18 protein-coding genes are annotated in these 24,429 nt (G+C 55.1%); 9 read left to right on the plus strand and 9 right to left on the minus strand.

The window, feature by feature from the left end; all coding sequences use genetic code 11:
• Positions 1 to 22: 22 nt before the first annotated feature.
• The 8 genes from ACJU26_RS04395 (at position 23) to ACJU26_RS04430 (ending at position 9,041) form a co-directional block, all read left to right on the plus strand.
• A complete protein-coding gene (locus tag ACJU26_RS04395; RefSeq protein ID WP_414041319.1) occupies positions 23 to 541 on the plus strand; it encodes a DUF3568 family protein in 519 nt (172 codons plus the stop codon).
• Positions 542 to 648: 107 nt separating this feature from the next.
• A complete protein-coding gene (locus ACJU26_RS04400; RefSeq protein WP_414041320.1) occupies positions 649 to 2,055 on the plus strand; it encodes an MFS transporter in 1,407 nt (468 codons plus the stop codon).
• A 107-nt stretch (positions 2,056 to 2,162) separates the two neighbouring features.
• The gene (locus tag ACJU26_RS04405) at positions 2,163 to 2,957 is read left to right on the plus strand and encodes a winged helix-turn-helix domain-containing protein (protein WP_414041321.1); all 795 of its coding nucleotides are present in this window, start codon (positions 2,163 to 2,165) and stop codon (positions 2,955 to 2,957) included.
• Between the two features lie 82 nt (positions 2,958 to 3,039).
• Entirely contained in the window at positions 3,040 to 3,723 is a 684-nt protein-coding gene (locus ACJU26_RS04410; protein WP_414041322.1) for a MotA/TolQ/ExbB proton channel family protein, read from the plus strand.
• Complete coding sequence (locus tag ACJU26_RS04415) at positions 3,723 to 4,121, plus strand: ExbD/TolR family protein (RefSeq protein WP_414041323.1); 399 nt, start codon at positions 3,723 to 3,725, stop codon at positions 4,119 to 4,121. The genes ACJU26_RS04410 and ACJU26_RS04415 overlap by 1 nt, the downstream gene beginning before the upstream one ends.
• Before the next feature lie 39 nt (positions 4,122 to 4,160).
• Complete coding sequence (locus ACJU26_RS04420; protein ID WP_414041324.1) at positions 4,161 to 6,563, plus strand: TonB-dependent receptor; 2,403 nt, start codon at positions 4,161 to 4,163, stop codon at positions 6,561 to 6,563.
• 22 nt (positions 6,564 to 6,585) lie between these two features.
• Positions 6,586 to 7,317 carry an energy transducer TonB gene (locus ACJU26_RS04425; RefSeq protein ID WP_414041927.1) on the plus strand — a complete coding sequence of 244 codons (732 nt, stop codon included), beginning with the start codon at positions 6,586 to 6,588 and terminating at the stop codon, positions 7,315 to 7,317.
• A gap of 149 nt (positions 7,318 to 7,466) precedes the next feature.
• Positions 7,467 to 9,041 carry an alkaline phosphatase family protein gene (locus ACJU26_RS04430; protein WP_414041325.1) on the plus strand — a complete coding sequence of 525 codons (1,575 nt, stop codon included), beginning with the start codon at positions 7,467 to 7,469 and terminating at the stop codon, positions 9,039 to 9,041.
• On the opposite strand, the gene ACJU26_RS04435 is transcribed toward ACJU26_RS04430, so the two are convergent.
• The 8 genes from ACJU26_RS04435 to ACJU26_RS04470 form a co-directional block, all read right to left on the minus strand.
• A complete protein-coding gene (locus tag ACJU26_RS04435; protein ID WP_414041326.1) occupies positions 9,031 to 10,914 on the minus strand; it encodes a DUF3857 domain-containing protein in 1,884 nt (627 codons plus the stop codon). The genes ACJU26_RS04430 and ACJU26_RS04435 overlap by 11 nt on opposite strands.
• Positions 10,915 to 10,931: 17 nt before the next feature.
• A complete protein-coding gene (locus ACJU26_RS04440; RefSeq protein ID WP_414041327.1) occupies positions 10,932 to 12,878 on the minus strand; it encodes a DUF3857 domain-containing protein in 1,947 nt (648 codons plus the stop codon).
• Between the two features lie 23 nt (positions 12,879 to 12,901).
• Positions 12,902 to 16,012 carry an efflux RND transporter permease subunit gene (locus tag ACJU26_RS04445; RefSeq protein ID WP_414041328.1) on the minus strand — a complete coding sequence of 1,037 codons (3,111 nt, stop codon included), beginning with the start codon at positions 16,010 to 16,012 and terminating at the stop codon, positions 12,902 to 12,904.
• Positions 16,009 to 17,103 carry an efflux RND transporter periplasmic adaptor subunit gene (locus ACJU26_RS04450; RefSeq protein ID WP_414041329.1) on the minus strand — a complete coding sequence of 365 codons (1,095 nt, stop codon included), beginning with the start codon at positions 17,101 to 17,103 and terminating at the stop codon, positions 16,009 to 16,011. The genes ACJU26_RS04445 and ACJU26_RS04450 overlap by 4 nt, the downstream gene beginning before the upstream one ends.
• Positions 17,100 to 18,590, minus strand: a complete 1,491-nt coding sequence (locus tag ACJU26_RS04455; RefSeq protein WP_414041330.1) for a TolC family protein — start codon at positions 18,588 to 18,590, stop codon at positions 17,100 to 17,102. The genes ACJU26_RS04450 and ACJU26_RS04455 overlap by 4 nt, the downstream gene beginning before the upstream one ends.
• A gap of 153 nt (positions 18,591 to 18,743) precedes the next feature.
• Positions 18,744 to 19,760: a DUF4097 family beta strand repeat-containing protein gene (locus ACJU26_RS04460; protein ID WP_414041331.1), complete on the minus strand. Its 1,017-nt coding sequence runs from the start codon at positions 19,758 to 19,760 to the stop codon at positions 18,744 to 18,746.
• Positions 19,761 to 19,913: 153 nt separating this feature from the next.
• A complete protein-coding gene (locus ACJU26_RS04465) occupies positions 19,914 to 20,147 on the minus strand; it encodes a hypothetical protein (RefSeq protein ID WP_414041332.1) in 234 nt (77 codons plus the stop codon).
• Positions 20,148 to 20,273: 126 nt separating this feature from the next.
• On the minus strand, positions 20,274 to 22,601 hold the full coding sequence (locus ACJU26_RS04470; protein WP_414041333.1) for a TonB-dependent receptor: 2,328 nt from the start codon (positions 22,599 to 22,601) through the stop codon (positions 20,274 to 20,276).
• Positions 22,602 to 22,858: 257 nt separating this feature from the next.
• Here ACJU26_RS04470 and ACJU26_RS04475 point away from each other — a divergent pair, with 257 nt between their 5' ends.
• Positions 22,859 to 24,253: an MFS transporter gene (locus tag ACJU26_RS04475; RefSeq protein WP_414041334.1), complete on the plus strand. Its 1,395-nt coding sequence runs from the start codon at positions 22,859 to 22,861 to the stop codon at positions 24,251 to 24,253.
• Positions 24,254 to 24,273: 20 nt separating this feature from the next.
• Here ACJU26_RS04475 and ACJU26_RS04480 read toward each other — a convergent pair whose 3' ends face one another.
• Positions 24,274 to 24,402 (minus strand): hypothetical protein, encoded by a 129-nt coding sequence (locus ACJU26_RS04480; RefSeq protein ID WP_414041335.1) that lies wholly within the window; start codon positions 24,400 to 24,402, stop codon positions 24,274 to 24,276.
• Between the last annotated feature and the right edge of the window lie 27 nt (positions 24,403 to 24,429).

Consider the following 24,429-nt stretch of genomic DNA (forward strand, 5'->3'; position numbering starts at 1 on the left):
GGCCGTATGGAGGAGCAAATTCATGGTAAATCAAAAACGTCTTTCCCTGGTGGCTCTGGCGGCAGTTGTAGCGACCTTGCCCCTCAGTGGTTGTGTGGCACTGGTCGGTGCCGGCGCTGGCGGTGGAGCGGTGGCTTATGTGCAAAATGGGGGGGTTGCCAATTTTTATGCTTATTACCCCGCTTCCATGAATCGGGTGAGCGCTGCCTCCCAGGCGGCATTTGCCGACATGGGTATACGCTACAATGGTGAAATACGTAAAAGTCCTTCAAAATACGTGCTGGAAGGGAGTACTGCAGAAGGAGATACGGTCCGGGTGACCCTGACTTACATGGCTACAGATGTTACCAAGGCCAATATTCGCATCGGTACTTTTGGTAATAAGCCCCAGTCCTTGCAGTTCCAGAAGCTGCTTTCCCAGCATTTGGGTCTGGCTGCCAGCGCGACAGCTCCCCAGAGCGTCCCTTCGGCTCGGGTCAATACATCTGCTGTGGCAACTCCTCCTCAGCAGCCTGCCCAGGAGACCATCCCTCTGCGCTAGGTTTTGCCAAGCAGGCTTTTTGTCACAAAAGTGTCATAAAAAGTTCATAAAATCGTCACAATTGGGGTGTAGCCTATCGTAAGGTCCAGACTAGAAAGGAGACCACGATGGCAACACCGCAACACGTTTCAACCCAAAACGATGTGGCAGAGGCCCTGAACTCTGTCAATTTCAGTCCGTTTCACCTCAAGGCCATGTTTGCGTCCGCCATGGGCTTTTTTACTTCCGCCTACGATCTTTTCATCATTGGTACCGCGCTGGTGCTCATCAAGAGCGAATGGCACCTGAGCGCTGCCGAAGTGGGATTGATCGGCTCCATTTCCTTGATTGCCACCTTTGTGGGCGCCTATGTATTTGGCACCCTGGCCGATCGCTTGGGGCGTAAGGCCATTTACGGCGTCGAAGCGCTATTGATGACCATTGGGGCTCTGCTGTCGGCTTTTTCACCGGATGTCACGGTACTGTTGATTGCCCGCGTCATTATGGGGCTGGGAATCGGGGGAGATTATCCCCTGTCTGCGGTATTGATGAGTGAGTATGCCAATGTCAAGTCCCGTGGGCGGATGGTGAGTCTGGTGTTTTCTGCCCAGGCCATCGGTCTGGTGACAGGCCCAATCGTAGCATTGACCTTGCTGGCGGCGGGTGTGAATCATGATCTGGCTTGGCGCTTGATGTTGGGACTGGGGGCTTTACCGGCCGCAGCCGTCATATACATTCGCAGAACGCTCCCCGAATCCCCGCGCTGGTTGGCCCGTGTCAAGGGGGACGCGGCGGGGGCCATCAAGCAATTGGCCTCATTCAGTCTGGGGACAGCGACGGCCACGGTGCAAGACAAGCTGGTGAAGCAGCCCTTGAGCCGCTACTGGTTGACCCTGCTTGGTACGGCGGGAGGCTGGTTCATGTTTGACTATGCCTATTACGGGAACACGATTTCGACGCCCATGATCATGAGACACATCGCCCCCCATGCGGATGTGGTGACCAGTACCGCCCTGAGCCTGATGGTGTTTGCCATTGCCGCCGTCCCTGGCTATTTTCTTGCGGCTTTCACGATTGATCGGGTGGGACACAAGACCCTGCAGATGCTGGGCTTTTTCTTGATGGGCCTGATGTTTCTGTTGATCGGGGCATTTCCGGTGCTCACCCAGTCCATTGGGGTTTTCCTGGTACTGTATGGTGTTTCCTATTTTTTCGCGGAATATGGCCCCAACACCACGACCTTCGTTCTGGCTGCCGAGCTGTTTCCGGTGAATCTGCGCACTACGGGGCATGGTTTATCTGCGGGAACGGCAAAAGTGGGGGCTTTTCTGGGTGCCCTGATTTTCCCGATCTTGCTGCAGGATTATGGTTTGCATGGCACCTTGATGATCACCTTCTTTTTCTCTTTGGCGGGACTATTGCTCACGGCTTTCTGTCTCAAGGAGCCTTCGGGGAAATCCCTGGAGGAGGCCAGCGGGGAAGATACGGTTGTGCCTTTGCGCAGCAACAGGTCGGCCGGAATGACACCTACCTAAAGACTTTCTGAAGATGATTTTGGCAGGCATGAGTGCCTGCCATTTTTTCGGTGAAATATAGTGGCTTTTGGGGGATAACTTTAACGTAAAAATTATCAGGAGCGAATATGTTCTATACCCTTATCGGTGGGGTTGTGCATCATGCCTTGCATTTGAGCGATGCCATGTTATTGATGACGGCTGTCAGAGCCGAGGCGATTCATCCTGTTTCCGGATCCAGAATTCTGGTGTTGGCCCCCGGGCCTTCACCGGATAAGCTGACGCTGCGTTTGCAGCGCTCAGGTGCATATGTAAAAGTCCTTTCGGCACAGGCAATGGATGCTGCTAGCACCATCAAAGGCTGGCATCCCGCATTGCTGATCATCAAGGACTGGTCACCAGGAATGACTCCTTGGTTAACCGAATTGCTGACATTTCCAGGCTGTATGCGCTTGTCCATACTGGCCATGGGCGAGGACGATGAGGAACATGCCATGTCCGCACTGGATGCGGGTGCCAGCGCCTATCTGGTTGGTACGGTTGCAGAATCCATTTTCCTGGCACAAGTCGGTGCCTTGTTAAAAAATGCCCAGCACTGGGAATCTACGGAAATCAGGCAAGAGCCGCACATCTGGATCAATCCCGGTAGTAGTCGGGTATGGCTGAATGGCTCCGAAATTCGTCTCAGTCGGCGTTTATTCCGGTTTTTGCATTATCTGGCCCTGCATCCGGATCGCACCTTCACGCCGCTGGAAATAGCCAATGTGCTGAGCGACGGACAAAAATTCATTCAGGAAAATTCCATCGCTGCCCAGGTCCATAGATTGCGTAAGATCATGGATGAAGCAGGTGCCGGAGAATGGCTGGAAACCGTGCATGGTTTTGGGTATCGCTTAAAATTGCCGGAAAAAAAATTGATTTGATGTGAATTTGTCATAAAAGGTTCATAAAACTGTCACATTGATTTGTTAAGGTAGCACCTTCATTGTTACAAGGTGCTTGCTGATGAATCTGACCTATCTCATTCACCTCGCCAATTATTCGGACGGGGTTATATATCTTCTGGGCCTGATGCTGCTGGTGGAACTGGCGGTCATGGTGGATCGCTTCTGGTATTTGCGGCGCACGATTCTGCGCGGCTTGGTGTTTGTCCAGGAACTGGGGCGTCACGGTCGCCTGGACCGGGAAACCCTGAGCACCCTGGCTGAGGATGCCGGAGATTTACCCGAGGCCGCCCTGTTACGTACCGCCGCTGCCCATAGTGGTCAGGTCAAGGGCGAAGCCCTGGCCAGTCGTCTGGAAGAAAGCGTGCTGGTCATTGCCCCGAAGCTCGACCGGCGCCTGTGGCTGCTGGATACCATTATTACTTTAGCCCCGCTGCTGGGCTTGTTCGGCACCATCATCGGCATGTTCCATGCCTTTTCGGTACTGGCACAACCGGGCCATGCGCCCATGCAGGTGACCGGCGGTGTGGCCGATGCCCTGGTGTCCACGGCTTCCGGCCTGTTCATCGCCATGCTCGGCCTGCTGACCTTCAATGCCTTCAACAATCAGGTGCGCATGATCCTGCTGCAACTGGACTCCGTCAAAACCATGCTCATCAACCGCATGGATGGTCAACCGGTGGTGACTTTTGACAGCGAAGGCCATCCCAACGCGGAAGCCGTGCCGGTGGCGAGGGCGGGATAATGGAAAGACGCTATTTCGAGCAGAAAAAGGGGCGGATCGAAATCATCCCGATGATCGACATCATGCTCTTCCTGCTGGTGTTTTTCATCATGATTACCCTGCAGATGATTCCCGATAGGGGCTTGAACCTGCAATTGCCCACTTCCAGCGAAGCCCAGAGTCTGCCGCGCCCACATTTCACCATCAATATCCAGAAAGATGGTTCCGTGAATGTGAAGGGGCATCACTATGATCTGGATGCCCTGCAAAAAATGCTCGCCAGTGATGGGGATCCGGGTAAAACCCAGATCACCATCGCCGCCGACAAGGGCGTGCCCTTTCAGGATTTCATCCATGTCATGGACCGCTGCCAGAAGGCGGGAGTCAGTGATATTGGCATCGCCGCGAAAGCTTCCTGATTCATTCATTGTAACTTTAATCACCAAGGGAATATAAAAATGTATCGTAAAACATATGACCGACCATTAACCATAGCCCTGGCCGCCACCGGCCTTTTGGGCGTGATGCCACTGGCGCATGCCAGTGTTTCCGCCCCAACGCGTAGCACGCGGGCGCGTCACCATGAGCATCATGGTGCCATTGCGGTAGGTGAGGTTTCCAGCAATGTGGTGACCCAATCGGCTTATGCAGAGCCCACGCCATTGTTGCCAAAGCAAAAACATATTTTCAAATCGGGTATTTCTTCAAAAGTTCTGGGACGGAAAGAAATTGAAGCGGCAGGTCCGGCGGCAGGTGGCGCCCAGATGCTCAATTTTGCTCCTGGGGTAAGCACGCTGGCCAGCTATGGCACGGGGGCCGCCAAGGCGCAGATCAGTATCGATGGCATCAAACAAGGCTGGGGTAATCCCAAGGGGTCCGAGGCGGCACATAGTATCGCCATCTCCTTTGATGGCATCCCCATGAACAATCCGGCTACGGGTCTTTGGCAATCGCCCCAGATCAATCAGCCCTCCATCATTCAGGGTATCCATGTGACCTACGGTCCCGGTAATCCGGAAACCAGATGGTACAACAATATTGGCGGCGGCATTGATTTCGTGCCGATCCAGCCTACCCATAAACCCGGCGCCAGCATTGGCATGAGCTATGGCAGCGACAGCTTCAAGAATATTCACTTCGACCTGCGTACGGGGAGTTTTGATGGTTTCTCTGCGGTTCTGGCCGGCGGTGTCAGCAGTGGTAACAGTTTCATCGGCGTACCGTCGGGTACCAGCTTGCTCAGTCCCACCGGTGTGGTTTTACCCAGTCATAGTTACGCCTGGTTTTTGAAAATACGCAAGAGATTCCGTACCGGCGACGACAGTTTCGGTGCCTATCTCGCCAAGGGTTCGGCCTACAAGCCTTATGATATTCCCGTCTCGGCAGCTTCCGGCACGACCATCAATGGCTTTGATTACAAGACGGGTAAACCCATACCCGGCCCACTGTATAGTCAACAAACATCCGGATTTTATAATGCCGTACCCTATAAAATCGACAGTAATAGCACCTGGATGTTCTATAACAAGCTCAACGTAGATATTGGAGCGGCCACCTGGTTGCATAATGATATCTGGTATCGTTATGGACACCGTTTGCATAATCGCTATGTTTCCTTTGGAGTGGGTGCTCCCAATACCAACGAATACAATAATCCCCATAGTGAAACCTACGGAGACAAACTGTGGTTCAACAGCAAGTTACCCTATAACACGCTGGGATTCGGTGGATATTTCATCAAATCCAAGGAAAACTCGAAAAATGCCTTTTTCAGTCAATATGCGCCCTACTATGCGTCGCGCTTTGTGCCGAACGACAAATACCGCAGCAATTTTCTGGACGTGACCGACGTTGCCGCTTTTTTCCAGGATAAGATTCATCCGGTATCCACCGTGGATATCACCCCGGGGGTACGAGTGGAACAGTTTCAGTTGAATTATACGCCCTTCACCACAGAAACTTTCCCGGAGTCGAGCCTATTGTATCCCAAGGGGAATCAGGCCAAACTGCCCGCCGACTCACGCAGTCTCAGCGCGGTGGAACCTTCGGTCAACATCAGTTGGCGACCCATCCCTCATCTGGCTTTGTTTGCGGGCTATAGTGAGGCCTATCAGACGCCGGCATTCGGCGGTGGTGGCGGCCCTTTCCAGGCGCTTCCGGCCAGTTCACTGTCCCTGGAAAAGGGTCAGAACTATCAGGCGGGTTTCAAGGTGCATGTGGCACATGATGGTTATCTGCATCATTTTCTATTGAGTGCCAACTGGTATTTCACCCGTTTCTCCAATCAGTATCTCCCCATCACCGAACCCAATGGCGATGTGATCAACGCTTTCGGTACCTCGGATTATGAGGGGGTGAATATTTATGCTGTGGATAATCCCATCTACTGGTTGCACACTTTTGCCAACCTGTCTTTCCAGAAAGCCTATTTCAGCAATTATACGGTGCATGGCAAAAGTTATGACGGCTTGCCCGTGGCCAATGTTCCGGATGCGACCTTTAATATTGGTGCCTACGCCAAGAGCTTTGTGGCAGGGATTTTGCTGGAGCCGCGTATCTGGGTGCAGTACACCGGCCCCCAGTCGCTCTACGACAGTATGACCAAATCCCCTTCGGCAACGGCAAAGCTGCCCTCCTACACCCTGCTGAACCTGGCCTTGCACAGCAAGATTCCCCTGCACACGGCTTATTTCAGAAATGTGGGCGTGGATGTGGACTTGCTCAATGTACTCGGCAATCGCTACAACAGTTATGAGTATATCAGCAACGGTGGGACTTATGGCCCGAACACCAAGGGCGATCTGATTGGCTTGCCGGGGGCTCCACGGACATTTTATGTCAGCCTGACGGCTCATTTTTAGGTAATGAACCGAGGATTAGATGATGAATACCATGGTAAGCCATCCTTCCTGGTCGCCCCAAGGGCCGGACAAGTCCGAGGGGCATTTTGGCAAGGCGCTGCTGGTAGGAGCAGTTCTGGAAGTGGCCCTGCTGGCGGGTTTGCTCTGGATCAGTTCGGCACCACCGCCGCCCAAACCGGTGGTGAAGAAAATCATTGCCATTCATATGGTGCATCCGGCACCGCCCAAGCCGAAACCCATACCCGTGCCACCGCCACCCAAGCCCGTGGTGCAACCCAAGCCGATCCCGAGGCCCAAACCCATTCCTCAGCCGCGACCGGTCGTGCACCATACACCGGCGCCCAAGCCGCTCATGGCCAAGACGCCTTTGCCAACTGCGCCGGTGGTGCCGCCAGCACCACCAGTGACGCCACCGGCACCGCCGCCCCCGCCGCCCGCACCCAGCATGGCGGCAAAGCAGGCGGCCTTGGCCCGTTATGCCGCGCTGGTCCGTGCCCAGGTACAGGCGGATGCCCATGTACCCGAGGTGGTGCGCCTGATGCATTTGAGTGGAACCGCCGTGATTACCTTCCGCTTGACGCCATCGGGCCAGTTGCTCTGGGCCAGAATCACCCAGTCCAGTGGTGTCGGGCCTATTGATAAAGCGGCGCTCAAATCCGTGCAGGAAGGCACGTATCCGCCCTTTACCAAAAACATGCCCAAGCACGCCACCAACTTTACGGTTGAAGTACATTTGTCGAGTCATTCCAGCTAGTATGGTCACTCTTTTTCAAGCGCTTTCAGGGTAATATGCTGGGTCCCGGAAAGTCTGGGAAAAGGGCGCAAGGGCAATTGGGCGGAAAAATTCAGATATTGAATGAAATTACCAGTAATAAAAAACTCTCACTGTTATATGGGGAATCGATGATGGAGCGACAGAATCGCCGGCAGTTTTTAAAACAATTGGGAATAGGGGGTACGGTAGTCGTTGCGGCACCCAAACTGATGGGTATTGCCCAGGCGGCAGGGGTGGATGAAAAAACCGTCCTCCGTAAAAAAATTGAACATGTCGTCATCATTTTTCAGGAAAATCGCAGTTTTGATCATTATTTTGGGACCTTTCAACCCAAAAATGGCCAAAAGATCATTAACCTCCTCGACGCCAAGGGGCAAATAAACAACCGTTTCGATGGGTTGCAAAAAAATCCGGCGGGCATTGCCTATGGTAATCTGCCTTTACCTCTGGATATTCCTGGCTTTCAGAATGTCCAACTGGCCAATCGGCCCTTTCATCTGGCCCCCTATATTCCGGCCAAGGGTAATGTCCATTGGGATCCCAAGCATCGATTTTTTCGTATGATGGCAGAAGTGCACAATGGGAAAATGGATCGTTTTGTGGCCTTGGCGGGTGGTAGCAAAATGCATTTGCACCGGGATGAATTCAAGAAGATGACCCCGGAACAGATCGCCTTTGATCTGGCCCGTCCCAGTGGCCCCGTATTGGGGCACTATACTGGCGAAGATCTGCCTTTTTATCACCGGGTGGCGCATCAATACACGCTATTTGATCATTTTTATCAAGCCATGAGCGGTGGCAGTACTGGTAATGCGCTTTATCTGGTCGCGGCTCGGTCATGTGTGAATCCTTCGGCAGCAAAAGACATTTGTGCGCCTTTTGATCCGCGTGAGGCGGGGCTGGAGCATACTTTTTTTGATCTGCCCTATGATCATCGCCGGATAATGGTCAACGATCTCCCCCCCATTCAGGGACCCACGGATGCGGGCCGGACGAAGGAGCTGGAAATCTCACCACCTCCAGCGGCACAGACCTACGACAATATCGGGGATCGTTTGAATGCCGCCAAAGTCTCCTGGGCCTGGTACAACGAAAACTGGAACAAGGTAAAGCCCTGGGCGCTCAAAACGGCCTTCGGTGCGGGTGATGGTTCTGCCGTTATTGATACCGGTCAGTTATATGTGGCCCATCACAATCCTTTTCAGTACTACCCACGCTGGCCGGAATATGTGAAAGGCGGGCATATGCGGGACAGTGAGGATTTTCTGGCGGATGCGCGAGCCGGTAAATTGCCTTCGGTCTCTTTTTTGAAGGCTGCGGCATCCCACGATGAACATCCGGCAGATTGTGCCCCCGCTTATGGTATGGAATGGGTGGAGCAACTGCTGCGCGCGGCGGCAGAGGGGCCAGCCTGGGACAAGACTGCGATATTCATCACCTATGACGAAGGTGGTGGCTTCTGGGATTCCTTGCCGCCCAAAGTAGTGGATGACTACGGCTTTGGCACACGGATTCCGGCCATGCTCATCAGTCCGTGGGCACGCCGTGGCTTGGTGGATCACCACCTGGCCAGCACCGCCAGCATTCTCAAATTCATCGAAACCCGTTTCGGGCTGGATCCTTTGAATCACCGGGATCGGGATGCCTATGACCTCCTCGGTGCCTTTGATTGGGATCAGCAGCCCAAAGACTTTAGCGTTTAGGCTTATCTTTCACCAGCAGCAACCCCTCACGGGTACTGCTGGAACTCAATAATGCCAAACGGTGCAAATCCGGATAATCCTTGGCGCTGATGACAAATTCCGGGAGCTTCAGGCGTTGGTCGATGTGGAGGGTTTGCCCGTGCAGCGCGTAGTGTATGGCGTAGCCGCCTATCGCTGTTTGCACATCCACATTTTTCGGCAAATAGGCGGGCTGATAACCCTGCGGTAATTTCAGGGAAATATGGGATTGCATGTAACTCGGGTTGATCAGGCTGGGAGTGCTGCGCTCGGCTTCGGCGGTAAAGGCCTGCAAGGGTTTGGCCATGGCGGTATCGGTGGGCATGATCATGGCCATGCTGGGGCCGGGAATGAACAGTCCGTCCTTGATGGCGCGAATTTTGATGCCCAGGGGTCGGTCCAGATTTTTCCGATTCTGAAAAGCGATGCTCTCCAATTTACCCAGATCGCCCTGTTCATAAAAACCGTTGCGTAATCCCTTCATCAGCAGCCGTCCCTGGCTGCCAATCAAGGCAGAACGGATATCCTGGGCAGCGTAACCCCGACGCAGTTCCGTGGTCTGGTCGAGCATTTGTCCGGCAGCACTCAGGGTGAGCCGGGTGTGTTTGTCGATCAGCGGCAAGCTCAGGTCAGGAGCTGGGGTATGGGTCATGCGCGGATCTTTGCCGGTAATGAGCACCGGGCGGCCCGCATCTTCCAAGGGTAAACTGTGGATGCCGGCGTAGCGCGAGGTGGGATCCAGAAACAGATCATAAGCCGGGATATACGCTAGAAAATGCCCAAAGGCCAAAGGGTCGACACCCGGGTAAGGATGGAAACGTGCGGAGGTGGAAATCAGCGCGGGTACGGCTTCCACATGCACGGCGCGGAGGAGGGCGCAGAGCAGCACGGCATTGGCATTGCTGTCACCGACCCCGCGTTGCAGGGTGCTGCTGGCCGAGGGGGGCGTGAAGCCCGCGTTGGCGTAATTGATGGACACCGAATGGATGTTTTTTTGCATCCAGTGATAAATGGCCTTGACGGCATCCATACCCGTTGCCCCGGCCGTTATTCGGGCAGCCACCTTTTGCAACTCCGGGGTGATTTGCAGGGCAGGAGCGGCAAGCTGGTCGTAGGCTTGTGCCACTGTTGTCCATTTGGCTGTGGTGGAAATCACCGCTTGCGGTGCATATTGGGTCAGCGCCGGACTACCCAGCGGGGGATAGGAGACATTTTTCAGGCTGGTGGTAAAAGACTGGCTGATACCCTTTTTGTCTTTTTGCACCGGCCCAGGCTGCCAGGCGCTGCCTTGCCGGGTGGCATAGAGTTTTTGCGAGGCGGGAGCGTGTAAAATGATTTGTGCCTGTTTAACGGGCACATTGGGAGCCAGTACCGTGCTGATGGCATGTATGCCCGGTAAGTAACCATGGTCATAGTGGATGGTATAGCGGATATGCAGCGTATCCCCAGGAGCGACGGCGGGGAACACCACGCTCTGGATGCGACCATCACTCAAAAAGGGTGCATTCAGGGCATCCGGGCTGGACTGAGTATAAATCGCGTTGGCGGGCACCGGATATTTACTGCCGGAAGGCGTTTCGGTGTAGGCCTCGAGAATATGGACCTGGGCAAAATTGGCCGGGTAACCGATTTTTACCTGGGATTGGGATTGTACGCCCGCCATGGTCAGGGGTTGAATGACCCGGTCGATGCTATCGGTATAGGCGCCGTTTTTCTGGATGGTCATTTTCTGGCGCAGCAGCAGTACCTGGTAATTCACTTGGGCCGGTTCGCGGGCCAGAGCCAGGTTCGCGCTGCCCATGAGGATGCAGCCGGCAGTAAACAAAACGGTCTTGGACAGGATATGGCGTGTCATGGGCAGGTTTCCTGGATTCATTGACGAACAAGAACAAGTGGGCTTTGCTGGGCGGCATAATCCCGTTTCAGCAGTTGGCGCAAGGCAGGATATTGTTGGGGGTCATACACGACGCGCTTTAACTGCAGGGTATAGTGGACGATGACGCGGTGATTTTTCTGAGTCAGGGTATACACAAAACTGCCCGCCGGATTGTGCAGATGCTGGGCTGGCGGCAAGTATTCCACTCGGTAGCCTGCGGGCAGGTGGATCGTGCTGGTCCAGTGAATGCCGCCGAGATATGTCGTGACGGGATGCTGGCGCTGCAGGGGACCGATGACCCGCGTGAGGGCCCTTATGGGGTTGGATCTGCCTGACAGGCCGGGGGTCAGATAGGGGCCGGGGGGGATGGGAAAACTGATATGCTCCCCGACATGGGCATAAGCCACCGTGTGCCAGTGGGCGCTGACCGTGAATGGCTGGTCCAGTATATTGGGATTCCCAGGAACGAAGGAGCCACTGCCACCGCCATCCCGAAGCAGCAGTGTATTCATCATTCGCGGGTAGGCTGAGGGCGGTATGGAAGCGAAGGTTTCCCGGTACATCCAGGCCCACCAGCCATGGGTGACCATTTTGGCCGCACCCGTCAGATCGCCATTGCGGTGCAGGGTGAGATCTGCAGAATAGTCCAGTTGATTGGCATCGGGTTCGGCACCGGGGGTCATGACCACCCGGGGATGGGGGCCGGTCACGATGGTCGGCTTGTCACGTTCACCAACCGCCAGTTGTCCGGGGGTTTCATAGGTGCCGGTACTGTCCAGAAACAGATGACGTTCGGGAGCGTAGTCTATGGCATGATTGAACCAGAAAGGCGTCGGCAGGGGCGGCAGAGTGAAGACGTTGTTCCAGTTGATCAGTGTCGGGTAGAGTTTGAAACCCTTGGCATTGAAGAGGGCTTGCAGCAGAGTGGCGTGGGCTTTGCAATCACCATAGCGGTTTTCCAGGGTGCTGTTGGCCGAGATGGGCACATAGCCACCTACGCCCAGTTCCAGACCGACATAACGAATATGATGGGAATCCCAGGCGTAGAGGGCTTTTTCCGCATCCCAGCCCTGCAAGTCATGGCTGGCGTCAGTGGCGGTTTTCTGGACCAGAGGGGTGACAGCGGCCTTGTCCGCAGCCCTTGACCAATAGGCTTTGCCGACAGCAGCCCAGGTCGGGAAGGTGCTGACTTCAAACAAGGGGCTGAACTGGCTCTCAGCGACGGTGCTCGGACCTGGATAATGAGCATGGTGGACGGGCATGCGGGCGGTGATCTGGACCAGTTTGCCGTGATTCTGCCGGGTGATCATCCAGCCCCCGGTTTGCGCCGCCCGAAGGTGCATGCTGCGCGGTGCGGTAATTTCAATCCGAAAATTTCGGGCAGACTGGCTGACCGGAATTTGCCAGAACTGGGAAAACTGTTTGGCAAAATAGGGCGTGGTCTGGGTTTTCTCGGTAATGAGGTGTAACTGGTCATGCTTGCCGAGTTTGGGTAGGACGATGGACAGCACCTTGGCATGACTATACATGGGTGCTCCGGCGGCGACGGGTTCGGGGCGTACAAAAATGGCACTGGCGGGTACCACATATTTTTGGCCGCTGGGCGTGCTGACCCAGGCGCGTATCACCCGCAGCTTCGCCATGTCCGCAGAGTAGCGGATCTGATAGGGATTGATCATGGTTTCGAGGGCAGGATTGAGCAGTTCCAGAACCCGATGATCGCGCTCGGTGAACAGACCGCTGGGTTGTACACTGACCCTGATATGATTTTTGAGGATGCGCAGTGGAGCGCCGCTGTGTTGCGTATTCAGCGGGACAAAAGGGGTTGTGCTGTCGGTAAAGGTGGTATCCGCCTCTGCCATGCCGGCGAAGCACATGCCTGTTCCCCAAGCCATGCCAGCCAGAAAGATCAACACGGGTGGGAGTTTTTTGTGCAGAAACATGAGTCGGTCACCTTTATGAGAAATCATGGGGTCAGAGCGATGGGCTGTGCCCGTTTGCGACGCGGCCAGGAGAGGCCATCAAACCATAAATAAAATGCGGGGGTGATGTACAGGGTCAAAAACTGGGAAAATATCAGGCCGCCCACGACGGCAATACCCAGGGGCACCCGACTGCCCGCTCCGGCACCGAAGCCGATAGCGATGGGCAATACCCCGAGAATGGCGGCAAAAGTGGTCATCATGATGGGACGATAACGGATGGTGCAGGCATCGACAATGGCGTCATGGGCATCCGCGCCCTCGCGGCGGCGGCTCACCGCAAAGTCCACGAGAATGATGCCATTTTTCTTGACCAGTCCCAGCAGCATGATGATGCCGATAAAGCTGTATAAATCCAGGGGCTCGTGAAAAATGAGCAACGCCAGCAGGGCGCCGAATGCTGCCAGGGGAAGAGCCGTCAAAATGGTCAGGGGATGCAGGAAATGTTCATAGAGGATGGCGAGGACCACGTAAATCAGCAGGATGGTCGCCAGCAGCAAAAAGGGCAGGGATTTGAAGGCCGACTGAAATTGGGCGGCATTTCCGCCCAGATGCCCGACAATGCCGGCGGGGAGTACCTGGTGAGCCGTTTTTTCCAGGGCGCTGATGGCCGTACCCAATTGCACCCCGGGGGCGAGATTAAAGGAAATGGTGGTCGAAGGCTGACCATCATGTTGCATCAGATTCAGGGGGGCGGCGTCGTAATGGAACTCGGCCACGGCGGAAAGGGGCACCAAGGTCCCACCCGCACCCGGTACACTCAGGGTGGACAGGGCATTGATGTTTTTCTGATAGCGGGGTTGCAGTTCCATGATCACTTCATATTGATTGCTGGCCCCGTAAATCGTTCCCACCTCGTGCCCGCCAAAGGCCAGACCCAGGGTGTTTTCGATGGCGGCCGGAGTGACCCCCAAAGCCGTCGCGCGGGCGCGCTGAATCTGAATGGTCACCTGGGGGCTGTTGTTTTCCAGGCTGTTGCTGACAGAGTTGAGCTGCGGAAGTTTTTGCAGCGCATCGGTCATTTTCAGGGTGGCGGCGTTCAGGTCGCTCCAGTTACTGCCCATCAGTTCATACACATAACTGCCATTGCCGCTGGCGGTTCCGGAGTGCGCGCTTTGCGGCCCCTGAAAAACGATCTGGGCATTATGAAAACGTCGGGTAGCCTTTTGCAGGTCGACAATGATCTGTTCGGTCTGGGGAGCATAGCCATTGCGAATATGAATGAACATGTGCCCGGAGTTGCGACTGCCAAAACCACCTGCTCCCTGCCCAGCGGACGACACTACTGATTGAATGCGGCTGTTGGCTTTGACGACCCGGGCAATGGCCGATTGCTCCTTGCTGACTTCGGCAAAGGTCATGCCAGTGGGATACTCGATGTTGGCATTGATCATTCCCGAATTCTGACTGGGTAAAAAAGCCTTGGGAATAATCATCAGCAACCAGACACTCCCGGCCAGAGAAAGCCCGGCCAGGGCCAGCATCCAGTATTTATGATGCAAGGCGATTTTCAGGGTGCGCACATAAAAATCGCGACTTTGCTTGAAAAATCGCTGAAAGATGCCCTCTTCCGGCAGATGCCCCGAATCGTGGAGATCAGCTAGCGCATGGGGATGATTGGGTTTCAGGTAACGGCTGCAGAGCATGGGGGTCACGCTCAGGGCCACCATTCCGGAAATCAGGATGACCATGGCAATGCTGACCCCGAAGTCCGAGAACAGATGCCCGACAAAACCCCCCAGAAAAATCAGGGGCAGGAAAATGATGGACAGGGACAGGGTCATGGACAGTACCGTGAAGCTGATTTCCCGGCTGCCATTGAGGGCCGCCGTCATGCCGGTTTCGCCCCGATCGATGTGGCGGTTGATGTTTTCCAGCATGACCACCGCATCATCCACCACAAAGCCCACGGAGAGGGTCAGCGCCAGCAAGGTCAGGGTGTTGATGCTGAAACCCAGGAGCATCATCACCAGAAAGGTGCCCAGCAAGGAGAGGGGTATGGCTACGGCCCCGATGAGAGTGGCCGAGGGGCGGCGCAAAAACAGCCACATGACGCCTGCCACCAGAATGCTGGCGAGGATGAGGGTCATCAGCACTTCATGCACGGCAGCGCGAATATAGTCGGCGAGATCAAAAACATTGATCAGATGGATACCGCCGGGCATGGCAACCTGCAACTGGGGCAGCAGGGCGCGAATTTTATTGGAGATCTCCACCGTGTTGCTGCCCGGTTGGCGAACCACGGCCAGAACGATGCCGGGGGTTTTGTTGATCCAGGTTTCCTGCTGATTGTCCTGGGTGCTGTTGACCGCCTTGCCCACCGCACTGAGGGGCACGGCCTGGCCGCCTTCATAGGCTAGTACCAGGTGATTGTAGGCTTTCGCCGTATGTAACTGGCCATGCACCTGGGTGGCAAAGGCCTGATCCCCTCCGTCCAGGGTGCCTCCGGGCAGATTGACATTGGCATTCCCCAGGGCGCTTTGCACGGCCTGGAGGCTCAACCCCCGAGCAGAGAGGGCAAAGGGATTGACGTAAATACGCACGGCGTAGGTCTGGGCGCCATAAATCTGCACATTGGACACCCCGGAAATCCCCGACAAGGCCGTACTCACCTTGGTCTGGGCATACTTGTCCAGTGCATAGAGGGGCATGTTGGGCGCGGACATGCCGATGTAGAAGATCGGCTGTGCCGAAGGGTTCATCTGGCGCACGGAAGGGGGTTCGGGCATGCCCGGTGGCAAAAAATGCTGGGCCTGGGATACGGCATTGGAGACTTCCTGGGTGGCACCCAGGGGAGATTTGCTGAGATCAAACTGCAGGGTAATCTGGGTGACGCCATTTTGACTGACGGCACTCATGGAATTGAGGCCGGGAATGCTCGCGAACTGTCTTTCCAGAGGCGTGGCCACGGCGCTGGACATGGTTTTCGGGCTGGCTCCCGGCAGCTCCGCAGTGACCACCACCATGGGAAAGCTGACATTGGGCAGGAGTGCTGTGGGTAATTGCAGATAGGCGAATAATCCGAGCAAGGCCACGGCCAAAGCCAGTACCGTGGTGGCAACGGGGCGACGGATGAAGGGGGCGGAGAGGTTCATTGGATCACCCGCACAACCGATCCGGGATGCAGCCGGGTGGGCGCCCCCACTATCACGCGCTCTCCCAATAAATGCCTTGCCCCCGCAATGGCCACCCGTTTACCGTTCTGCCCTAGAAACCGCACCGGCTGCATGACGGCCTTGTGATCCTTGATGGTGTAAACAAAGGGTCCGGAAACCCCCTGCTGCAAGGCGTTGGCGGGAATGACCAGGGCATCATGAAGCTGCCGGGCGGTAAAATCCACTTGCACATATTCGCCAGGCCAGAGGCGGGCGGGCTGGTTACTGAGTGTCGCCCGCGCCGTGACCGTTGCCGACGCGGTATTGACCGTATTGTCAATGACCGTAACGGTCCCGGCGCCGATGCGGCTGCGGTGGTTTTCATCCCAGACTTGTACCTGGCCAGAGTGCTGGGTAATGGCCCTATGCAAATCATTGAGATACGTTTCGGGCAGGCTGAACTGTACGTAAATGGGTTGAATCTGGTTGATGGTGACCAGCTGGGTACTGTTGGCGGTGACCAGATTGCCGGATTTGAGGCGCAAAATACCAACGCTACCGCTGATGGGCGCCGTGATCCGGGTTTCCGCCAGGGTGATTTGGGCTGCCTGTAGAGCGGCTCGGTCAGCCGCTACCGTGGCGGCGGCGGTGTTGGCCTGGGCCTCGGCCTGCTGCACCGTCTGACGAGTCACATAATCCTTGCTGAGCAGGGGAGCATAGGCCTTGGCTTGAGCCTCATCATATTGTTCCTGGGCGATTTCACCCTGCAGGTTGGCCCGATCCTCGGCAACCTGGGCGGCGGGAGTAGCTGGATCGATCTGAAACAAGAGTTGACCCTTTTGCACGACTTGCCCCGAGTGCACCGCCACGTTTTGCAAAATGCCGCTGACCTGCGGGGTAATGGTGACACTGTGAGAAGCCACGGCTTGCCCCAGGGTGTTGACCACAATGGGCAGATCACCCGTTTGGACCACGGCCGTTTCTACGGGCAGCGCCGAGTCCTTGGCGGCATGCGGGTGATGCTCTGCGCATCCCGTCAAGAGCAGAAGCAATACCGTCGGGAGCAAAAAAGACGGGCGGAATCGGATCATGCCAGGCCTCCGGAGAGGTTGCCCGCTTTCGGTAGACCGATCATGCCCAGCGCGTTGGCGAGGTTGGCCAGTTGGACATAGGCTGTCGTAATGTCCTGAATGCGGGTTTGTTCAGCAGTGGTCAGGGTGGCCTGGGCGGTGAGCAGATTGAGCATGGTGGAAAGTCCTACCTTGTACTGGGCACGGATGGCAGCGAGAGAAGCCTGGGCACTTTTGACCGCCAATTGGGCGGCGGCTGCGGCGGCGCGCGCGCCCATGACGGTCTGGTAATCCTGATATACCGTTAAGGCAATACTTTGGGTCTCCTGGTTCAGTGAAGCCTGGGCACTGCGTTCCTGACGACGGGCCTGTTGAATCTGATAACTGTCATGAAAACCCGTAAACAAAGGAACTTTGAGGCTGAAACCGATGGCCCAGTTCTGTGAAGGCGCCAGTCCATTCTGAAAACGTTTGCCGGCGGACACCGATGCGCTGAGCGTCGGCAGTCCCTGCGCCTGATCTTCTCGAAGCGTAGCACGGCTGGCAAGAATCCGGGCGGCAGCGGCCTGAACCCCGGGGTTGTGCTGGGTGGCATGCTGGACCAGGGATTGCAGGGAAGGGGTGATATCAGGGGGCAACTGATGAATATTCAAAGGCACCAGCGGTATGGGGTTGTTGGATGGCAACCCGCAGCTTTCGGCCAGTGCCGCCTGATCGGAGCGTACCGTGGCCGAGGCGGAAATCCATTGGGCCCGGGCCTGGGCGAGAGCCGACTGAGCCTGCAGCACATCGGCGATGGTTGCCATCCCAGAATGTTGCTTCAGGCGCGCCGCATTCAAACTCGCCGTGTCTTCCCTGATCGTTTGCGCATAGGCCCGGACCAGGGCCTGTTCACCGATGAGCTGGTAGTAGTTCTGGGTGACAGTGAGGGCCACTTTGCTCAGTGCGCTGTTGTTATCAAAACCGGAAATGTACAACTGCGCGAGGGCCGCATCTTTTTGTGCAGCACGCAGACCAAAATCCAGCAGCACATAACTCAGGCTGAGGGTGGCGGAGTTGCTGTTGATGATGGGAATACGGAAACCGGCCGTGGTGTTGCCCTGAAATCGCGACGCCGAGTCACTGAGGGAAATGCTCGGGAGCCAGGCGGATTCGGCCACCCCTAGGCCTGCGGCAGAAGCTTGCAGATTTTGATAGGCCACCCGGGTTTGGGGGTTGTGGGCCAGGGCATAGTTGGTCAATGCCGCCAGGCTCTGGGGCTTCACGAAGGTATGGGTTCCCGGCAAGACCGCCTCGGGTAATTGCAGGCGCTGATCCTGCCACGGCTGACCCAGCGGCGCCTTGACCCAGCCTTCGGTATCGAAAGGATCATGGATCAACATGTCCAGGGGTGCCGCCCAGGCGCTTTGCATGTTGATGAATAACAATAATCCTGTACCAAGCAGGAAAAAACCTGGCCAAAGGGTCAAGCCTCGCCCCAAAATCCATTCGGCCAGTGTGCTACTCATAAGGCGCATGCTGAGGATACCTTGTTCTTGCGGGACGGAATGTTGTGCTGGCCGTTACAGGTTACGTTGCCTGATTATGACAATACCTAGTTTAAATGGTTTTATCGAGCAACTAAACTTCAGCATTTTGATAAAGTTGGTTGAGATCATACGTCATGGGCAGGTCCGTAACCGGATCTTCCCGGTACCCGAGCGGAAGTGGATTTTCACGGCGTTTGCCGTTGGTCCAAATTGGTATTGACTGCCGTGAACGAAGGTGGGTGCAATGGGATATTTAAGATCAAAACCGCCCAATCCAGCGTTGATAGTCCCATCCAGCGCTGTTTTATGTTTAAAACAGACATCCAGATCACCGGTTCCGGTGGTGGCGCGCAAGCGCGCTTCTCTGGGAAGTGAGGCTGCCTGAATTTGCACATTTCCTGTTCCGGACGCGATTTCCAAAGACTGCGAAGAACCTTGCCAATGCACCGATCCGGTGCCCGTGTGAATGACGGTCTTGACTCCATCGGATTGTTGCACCTGCACCATCCCCGTGCCGGAATGGATACGGATTTCTGGAGAGGCGGTATCGATCAGGATCAGCCCCGTACCGTTTTTCACGACCAGGGAATTCTTGGCTCCTGGATTCAAGAAGTGGAAATTGCCTGTACCTAATTGGGCATCGATGGGTAAGTACGCCGGGAGTTCGACGCGGAGTTTTGCCATGACTTCGGGAGTCTGCCAAACCATGGGTAGAGTCCGGGAATCGCCATGAAAGATCGACTCCCAGAGGGCATGTAAAAATCGCGGCATCTCGTCGATGTCAATGTGTTTGGAAAATATAGTCTCATTGAAATTGTGGGAGGATTTGATGGTGATCACCTGCCCCGACTGCAAGACCGACACCATCGCTTCCTTGAGCAGCCGGCGTTTTTGTTCGGAATTCTGGGCATCACCCCATACTTCTATTTGCACGTGCAATTTGTTATCAGAGGTATCTATGAAGCTGCAATTCTGAATGGGCAGTTGCAGACGGAGTTGTTGTCCGGGCTTGGTAACGAGATTCCAGTCCTGCTTCTTATAGAGTATCAGTGGGTTGGCGAAGGCTGGTTCAAAGGCGATAGAAAGAAGCAAGGAAAATATTGTGGCAGAGAGTACCTTGAACCAATTGAAGCAAGCGGATTCTGTCATCAGTTAGCCCTCATAGACTCTACAGAAAATGTATATCATGCTCTATGCACAGTGATTAACCACCATTGTATAAACTCAGAAGCTTACTTTAACTCTAGTAAATGTCTAGCAGTTTGTATCCTGTCAGCACAGGCCGGGTATTAGCCGGTCGGATCAGCTCTCGGAGCCATTCTCCACATGCCCTGCCAGACGCCAGTGGAGCTGGGGAGTGGAACGATCCATAGCCTCCCGAATCGCCAGATACGCCGTCGCCACCGATCCTGGTGTGGCGGGATTGCTGACACGGATCTTGTGGGGCGTATCCGCTCGGGCGGTAGCGGCCAAAGACAGCGGTATCAGAGAAACGGTACCCATCAGCATGAAACGTAAAAAAGCAGGTTGCATCATCAAAATCCTCGTGAGGTGTGGTGGCCCATGAGGCCCACCGGTTCCTTGTGACCGCCGGTTTGCCGCAAACGTTGCGGATCGGGTCACTTGGGGCATCATGGACATGTCCATCCCTGCGGATGCCTTTTAAAACTTGACCAACAAACTGGCACCGACATAGACCGGCGCACTGGTCTGGGCCACGAGGTAGTTCCCGCCATCTTTCACGGGACGCAGTTCCTGGTACATATAGGGAAAGTAATTGGCATTAAAAAGATTGTCGACGTAAAAATCCATCTCTGCTTTTTTTATGCCGACCATGTCTGGGCGCCAGGTGTAACCCAGATTGAGGTTGGTGATGTTGTAGGGATGCAAGGAATAACCCACGGGCGTGCCCTTGTCGTTATTGATGTACTGGGAGCCGATGACATGGTCGGTTACCCGGGCAGAGAAGCCCGCATAGTGGTACCCCAGACCAAAGTTGATATTATACAAGGGCACGTCACCGACATACTCACCGGGTTGCACTTCAAAATCCTTTGCCACATCAAAACCCTTGGTGAACTTGGCATTCGTCAGGGTGTAATTGGCAAAGGCATTGAGGTGCCACGGGAGCTTGCCATCGACGGACGCGGTGAACCCCTGGTAGAGGGCGCTGCCCACATTATATTGATAGGTTTCACCCGTAAGATCATCATAATAATATCCAAACTTATCGGTGAACATGCGCCGGAAATACGCCAACGATGTCTTTATATCCCCAAAGTTGTAGCGAATGCCGGTGTCAATGCTGTCCACATATTCCGGTTTGACCCGTTCCGGCGCGGGAGTGGGTCCAGAACCAATCAAAGAATAATAGGCACTGATATCGGGAACTTTGTACACCCGCCCGTAGTGAAAGTAGAGGTCCATATTCCGGGTGGGTGTAAAGCTGATACCAATGGATGGCTCCCAGTAATTGAACGTGTTGCTGACGGTTCCGCCATAATTGTAATAATAGCCCTCAATATCGTTACACGTGGTGCCTACCATGTAATATTTCGCACCGGGATAGATGATCAGGTGATGGTTCAGGAGACTGATCCGATCCTGCAGGAAGACATCGGAATAGGTCCGGTAGTCGTGCTCATTCCAGGTGTCGTTATAGCCGTCGATCATCGGCACATCCGGCGCCCCGTACCAGTATTCCTTGGAATTGTCGTTGCTGTACATATACAAACCGCCCAGCGTCACCGTGTTATGGGGCAGGAGGAAGGTCAGGGATGGCATGAACCCCGCATTGCCGAAATTGTCCTCATAGCGCTGATACTGTGTGCCCTTCAGGCTGCTGCCGAAAAGCGCTTGCGGATCATAGGTATTCATGGGCCGCGGGTGTTCCTTGCTGGCGGGTTTCACATAACTTTTCAGATTGGTCGGGAGAGGGAAACCTTCATAATTGTTATCATAGATGGCATTGGCATAGGCCGTGCGGTCATTGTTGTCCCGGGTGATGAAAAACTTGGCCTTGGCCAGCATATGCTGGTTGATCAGGGACTTCCAGCCAATAATGGTGGTGAAGGAATCGGTAGTCGTGTGGTTGTTGGCTACATCTCGGGGCCATTGCCAGTTACGCCCATATTTCTGAATAAGGGCCAGGGGGACATTTTGTGGCTGTTGGGCGATTTCGTGATTGTAGATGGTGATCAGCGATAGCTGCGACATGCCATGATTGTATGGTTGCACCGCAGAAAAATAATAGTTGTTGTTGATGGAAAACACATGATCCAGGAAACTGTGAAAGGGCTGATAGTAATAGTTGGCGTAGAGTTTTGTTCCTATATACGGCAGAATGCCGGAATTGATGCTGAAACCGCCAGCTTCGCTATGGCCTTCCCCACCGCTGTATAGGCCGCCGTTACCAGAGATCTCGGCGTAAAACTTTTTCGTAGGGAGTCGGGGCTGGTAGGAGATGGTGCCACCCAGCGCGTTGATGCCCGTTTCCGAGGGGGTATTCGCGCCGCTATAGACCTTCACTCCCGAAAACTGTCCCATACCGATGGGGGTCAGCGCATGGTCGTCGCCCTGTCCATTGGTTCCACCGCGGAAGGAATTGATCATGGGTATGCCATCGAAATTTACTCCCACCTGATCACTTTTGAAGCCCTGGTAGGTAAAGGTGCTGTCCGATGTGGTCAGGTTGCCGGGTCCCGTGCTGGTGACGGTGAATCCCGGAATGTTCCGCAATACCGACTGGAAATTCTCCGTGGGGCTGGGGTGCTTGATCCGCTCCTTGGACAGGGAACCGGTGCCACGCTCCGGGGGGGCCATTTTCTTCACTTCACCGATGGTAATGGGTGGCGTGCCACTACTGCTGCCGGCACGGTTCACGGTGGATGTCGATGTATCCGCACCCTGGGCATAGGCCAGGGGTATGGAGGTCAGGGCAAGGGAGATGGCGAATAGTAACGGTTTGGGGAGCCTTATGTATATCTCCATGTATATCTCCTGAAAAAGCGATTGTTGCAGGTTTTCGTAACATGTTGGCAAATGTTAACAAATGAATGTGACAGTATTGTGAAGGTTTTATGACAAAAATATGATATTTTTTGGCTTGTATTTTGCCTGACCTTGAAACTCAGTGGATTTTTGTGACTGACGCTTTTTTGAGCGTTAGCCATGGATATCCATCCTTGTCATAAAAGTGTCATATTTGCGTGTTATGGTGGTGACTTTGCAGCGGCCTTGATGACGAAATGATGAATACCCTGTTGAGTGCAATCGACGACGAACAGAAAGTAAGCAAACGGCATCGCCGGATTCTCTGGGCCTCGGGGATGGGGATTTTTCTGGATGGTTATGATTTGAGTATCATGGCCATTGTGTTGATTCTGCTCAAACCGCAATGGCATCTGGGGCCGACCTTGCTGGGGTTGCTGGGCACGGCAGCACTGGTGGGGGCGCTCATTGGCGGTCTTTTTGGGGGCATCATTGCCGATCGTTATGGCCGCAAGACCGTTTATCTCATCGACATTGCCGCTTTTTTCTTTGCCGCGCTGCTTTCGGGCTTTGCCTGGGATATCATGTCCCTGGTCATCCTGCGCTTCATCCTGGGGCTTGGGGTCGGGGCGGATTATCCCCTGAGTTCCACGTACATTGCCGAGTTCATGCCCAAGAACAAGCGCGGTTCGGCCATGACCTGGATTTTCGGGCTGTGGATGGGGGGAGCGCTGCTTTCCAGTCTGGTGGGACTGGTCTTGCTGCATATCGGTCCTGAAGCCTGGCGCTGGATGCTGGCCTCCGGCGCGATACCAGCGGTGTTGGTGCTTTGGCTGCGGCGCAGTTTGCCGGAGTCGCCGCGCTGGTACATTTATCGGGGTCGCTTGCAGGAAGCGGCCCAGGTATTGCGCTGGCTGGTACCGGATGTGAATGAACAGGAACGGGAGCTTCTGGTTCAGGAAACAGCTTTCAGCATGCAGGCCAGTAGGCGGGTTTCCTGGACCATGCTGTTCAGCAAGCCTTACTTGCGCCGGACCGTATATGCCTGTGTGCCCTGGTTCATGATGGATGTCATGGGCTATGCCATGGGTATTTTCCTGCCTTTCATGCTCATGCACATGGGGCTGAAGACCCCGGAGCAGGCCATCATCGGCAACAGTTTTTTCACCGCCAGCTTTGTGTTGGGCTGGATCCCATTGGCACTGCTGATCGATCGGGTGGGTCGGCGTCGTGCCCAGACCTGGGGTTTTCTGGGTGATGCCATCAGTCTGGGATTGGTGGGATTATTTGCCCTTTCCGGCGAGCCGCCTTTTGCCATTGTCGCCACAGGACTCATTATCTGGCAGATTGCCAATAGCTTTGGGCCTGGAAATACCACCTGGATTATTCCCACCGAGTTGTATCCCACGGAATTGCGGGCGACGGGGCATGGCTTTGCCACCGCCTTCAGCCGCTTTGGGGGAGTGGTGAGCGTGTTTTTCCTGCCGACCCTGCAGGCGGAATTGGGCAATGGCGGTTTGCTGCTGGTGCTGGCCGCAGCCGGGCTGATCGGCGTACTGACCACCTGGTGGCTAGGTTCGGAAATGGCCGGTCAGGCTTTGCCGGAAAGGGTCGAATCCGCAAGCAGCCCACGTGGTCAGCGCGCTGCCTGAGAACCCGCTCGAAAATTTTCTCAGGGGATAGGTGAGGTGCCGGCATCTACGACATCTCCGGCTGCGGAGGCAGTGCCAGAAACCGTGGCACAGCCAGCCAGGGGAAAAATGATGCAGATCAGACCCAGAAAACGGGTCAAAAAAGTCATGCTTGCTGGCGCTCCTTCAGAAAAATA

The sequence above is a fragment of the Acidithiobacillus sp. M4-SHS-6 genome (assembly GCF_047421495.1).
Lineage (GTDB): Bacteria > Pseudomonadota > Gammaproteobacteria > Acidithiobacillales > Acidithiobacillaceae > Acidithiobacillus.

Bases quoted from the DNA above. Each gene is read 5' to 3' on its own strand.
- ACJU26_RS04400 (WP_414041320.1), top strand. From the start codon at position 649: ATGGCAACACCGCAACACGTTTCAACCCAAAACGATGTGGCAGAGGCC.
- ACJU26_RS04425 (WP_414041927.1), top strand. From the start codon at position 6,586: ATGAATACCATGGTAAGCCATCCTTCCTGGTCGCCCCAAGGGCCGGAC.
- ACJU26_RS04470 (WP_414041333.1), bottom strand. From the start codon at position 22,601: ATGGAGATATACATAAGGCTCCCCAAACCGTTACTATTCGCCATCTCC.
- ACJU26_RS04410 (WP_414041322.1), top strand. From the start codon at position 3,040: ATGAATCTGACCTATCTCATTCACCTCGCCAATTATTCGGACGGGGTT.
- ACJU26_RS04430 (WP_414041325.1), top strand. From the start codon at position 7,467: ATGATGGAGCGACAGAATCGCCGGCAGTTTTTAAAACAATTGGGAATA.
- ACJU26_RS04435 (WP_414041326.1), bottom strand. From the start codon at position 10,914: ATGACACGCCATATCCTGTCCAAGACCGTTTTGTTTACTGCCGGCTGC.
- ACJU26_RS04460 (WP_414041331.1), bottom strand. From the start codon at position 19,760: ATGACAGAATCCGCTTGCTTCAATTGGTTCAAGGTACTCTCTGCCACA.
- ACJU26_RS04475 (WP_414041334.1), top strand. From the start codon at position 22,859: ATGATGAATACCCTGTTGAGTGCAATCGACGACGAACAGAAAGTAAGC.
- ACJU26_RS04465 (WP_414041332.1), bottom strand. From the start codon at position 20,147: ATGATGCAACCTGCTTTTTTACGTTTCATGCTGATGGGTACCGTTTCT.
- ACJU26_RS04455 (WP_414041330.1), bottom strand. From the start codon at position 18,590: ATGAGTAGCACACTGGCCGAATGGATTTTGGGGCGAGGCTTGACCCTT.
- ACJU26_RS04440 (WP_414041327.1), bottom strand. From the start codon at position 12,878: ATGTTTCTGCACAAAAAACTCCCACCCGTGTTGATCTTTCTGGCTGGC.
- ACJU26_RS04480 (WP_414041335.1), bottom strand. From the start codon at position 24,402: ATGACTTTTTTGACCCGTTTTCTGGGTCTGATCTGCATCATTTTTCCC.
- ACJU26_RS04405 (WP_414041321.1), top strand. From the start codon at position 2,163: ATGTTCTATACCCTTATCGGTGGGGTTGTGCATCATGCCTTGCATTTG.
- ACJU26_RS04395 (WP_414041319.1), top strand. From the start codon at position 23: ATGGTAAATCAAAAACGTCTTTCCCTGGTGGCTCTGGCGGCAGTTGTA.
- ACJU26_RS04415 (WP_414041323.1), top strand. From the start codon at position 3,723: ATGGAAAGACGCTATTTCGAGCAGAAAAAGGGGCGGATCGAAATCATC.
- ACJU26_RS04450 (WP_414041329.1), bottom strand. From the start codon at position 17,103: ATGATCCGATTCCGCCCGTCTTTTTTGCTCCCGACGGTATTGCTTCTG.
- ACJU26_RS04420 (WP_414041324.1), top strand. From the start codon at position 4,161: ATGTATCGTAAAACATATGACCGACCATTAACCATAGCCCTGGCCGCC.
- ACJU26_RS04445 (WP_414041328.1), bottom strand. From the start codon at position 16,012: ATGAACCTCTCCGCCCCCTTCATCCGTCGCCCCGTTGCCACCACGGTA.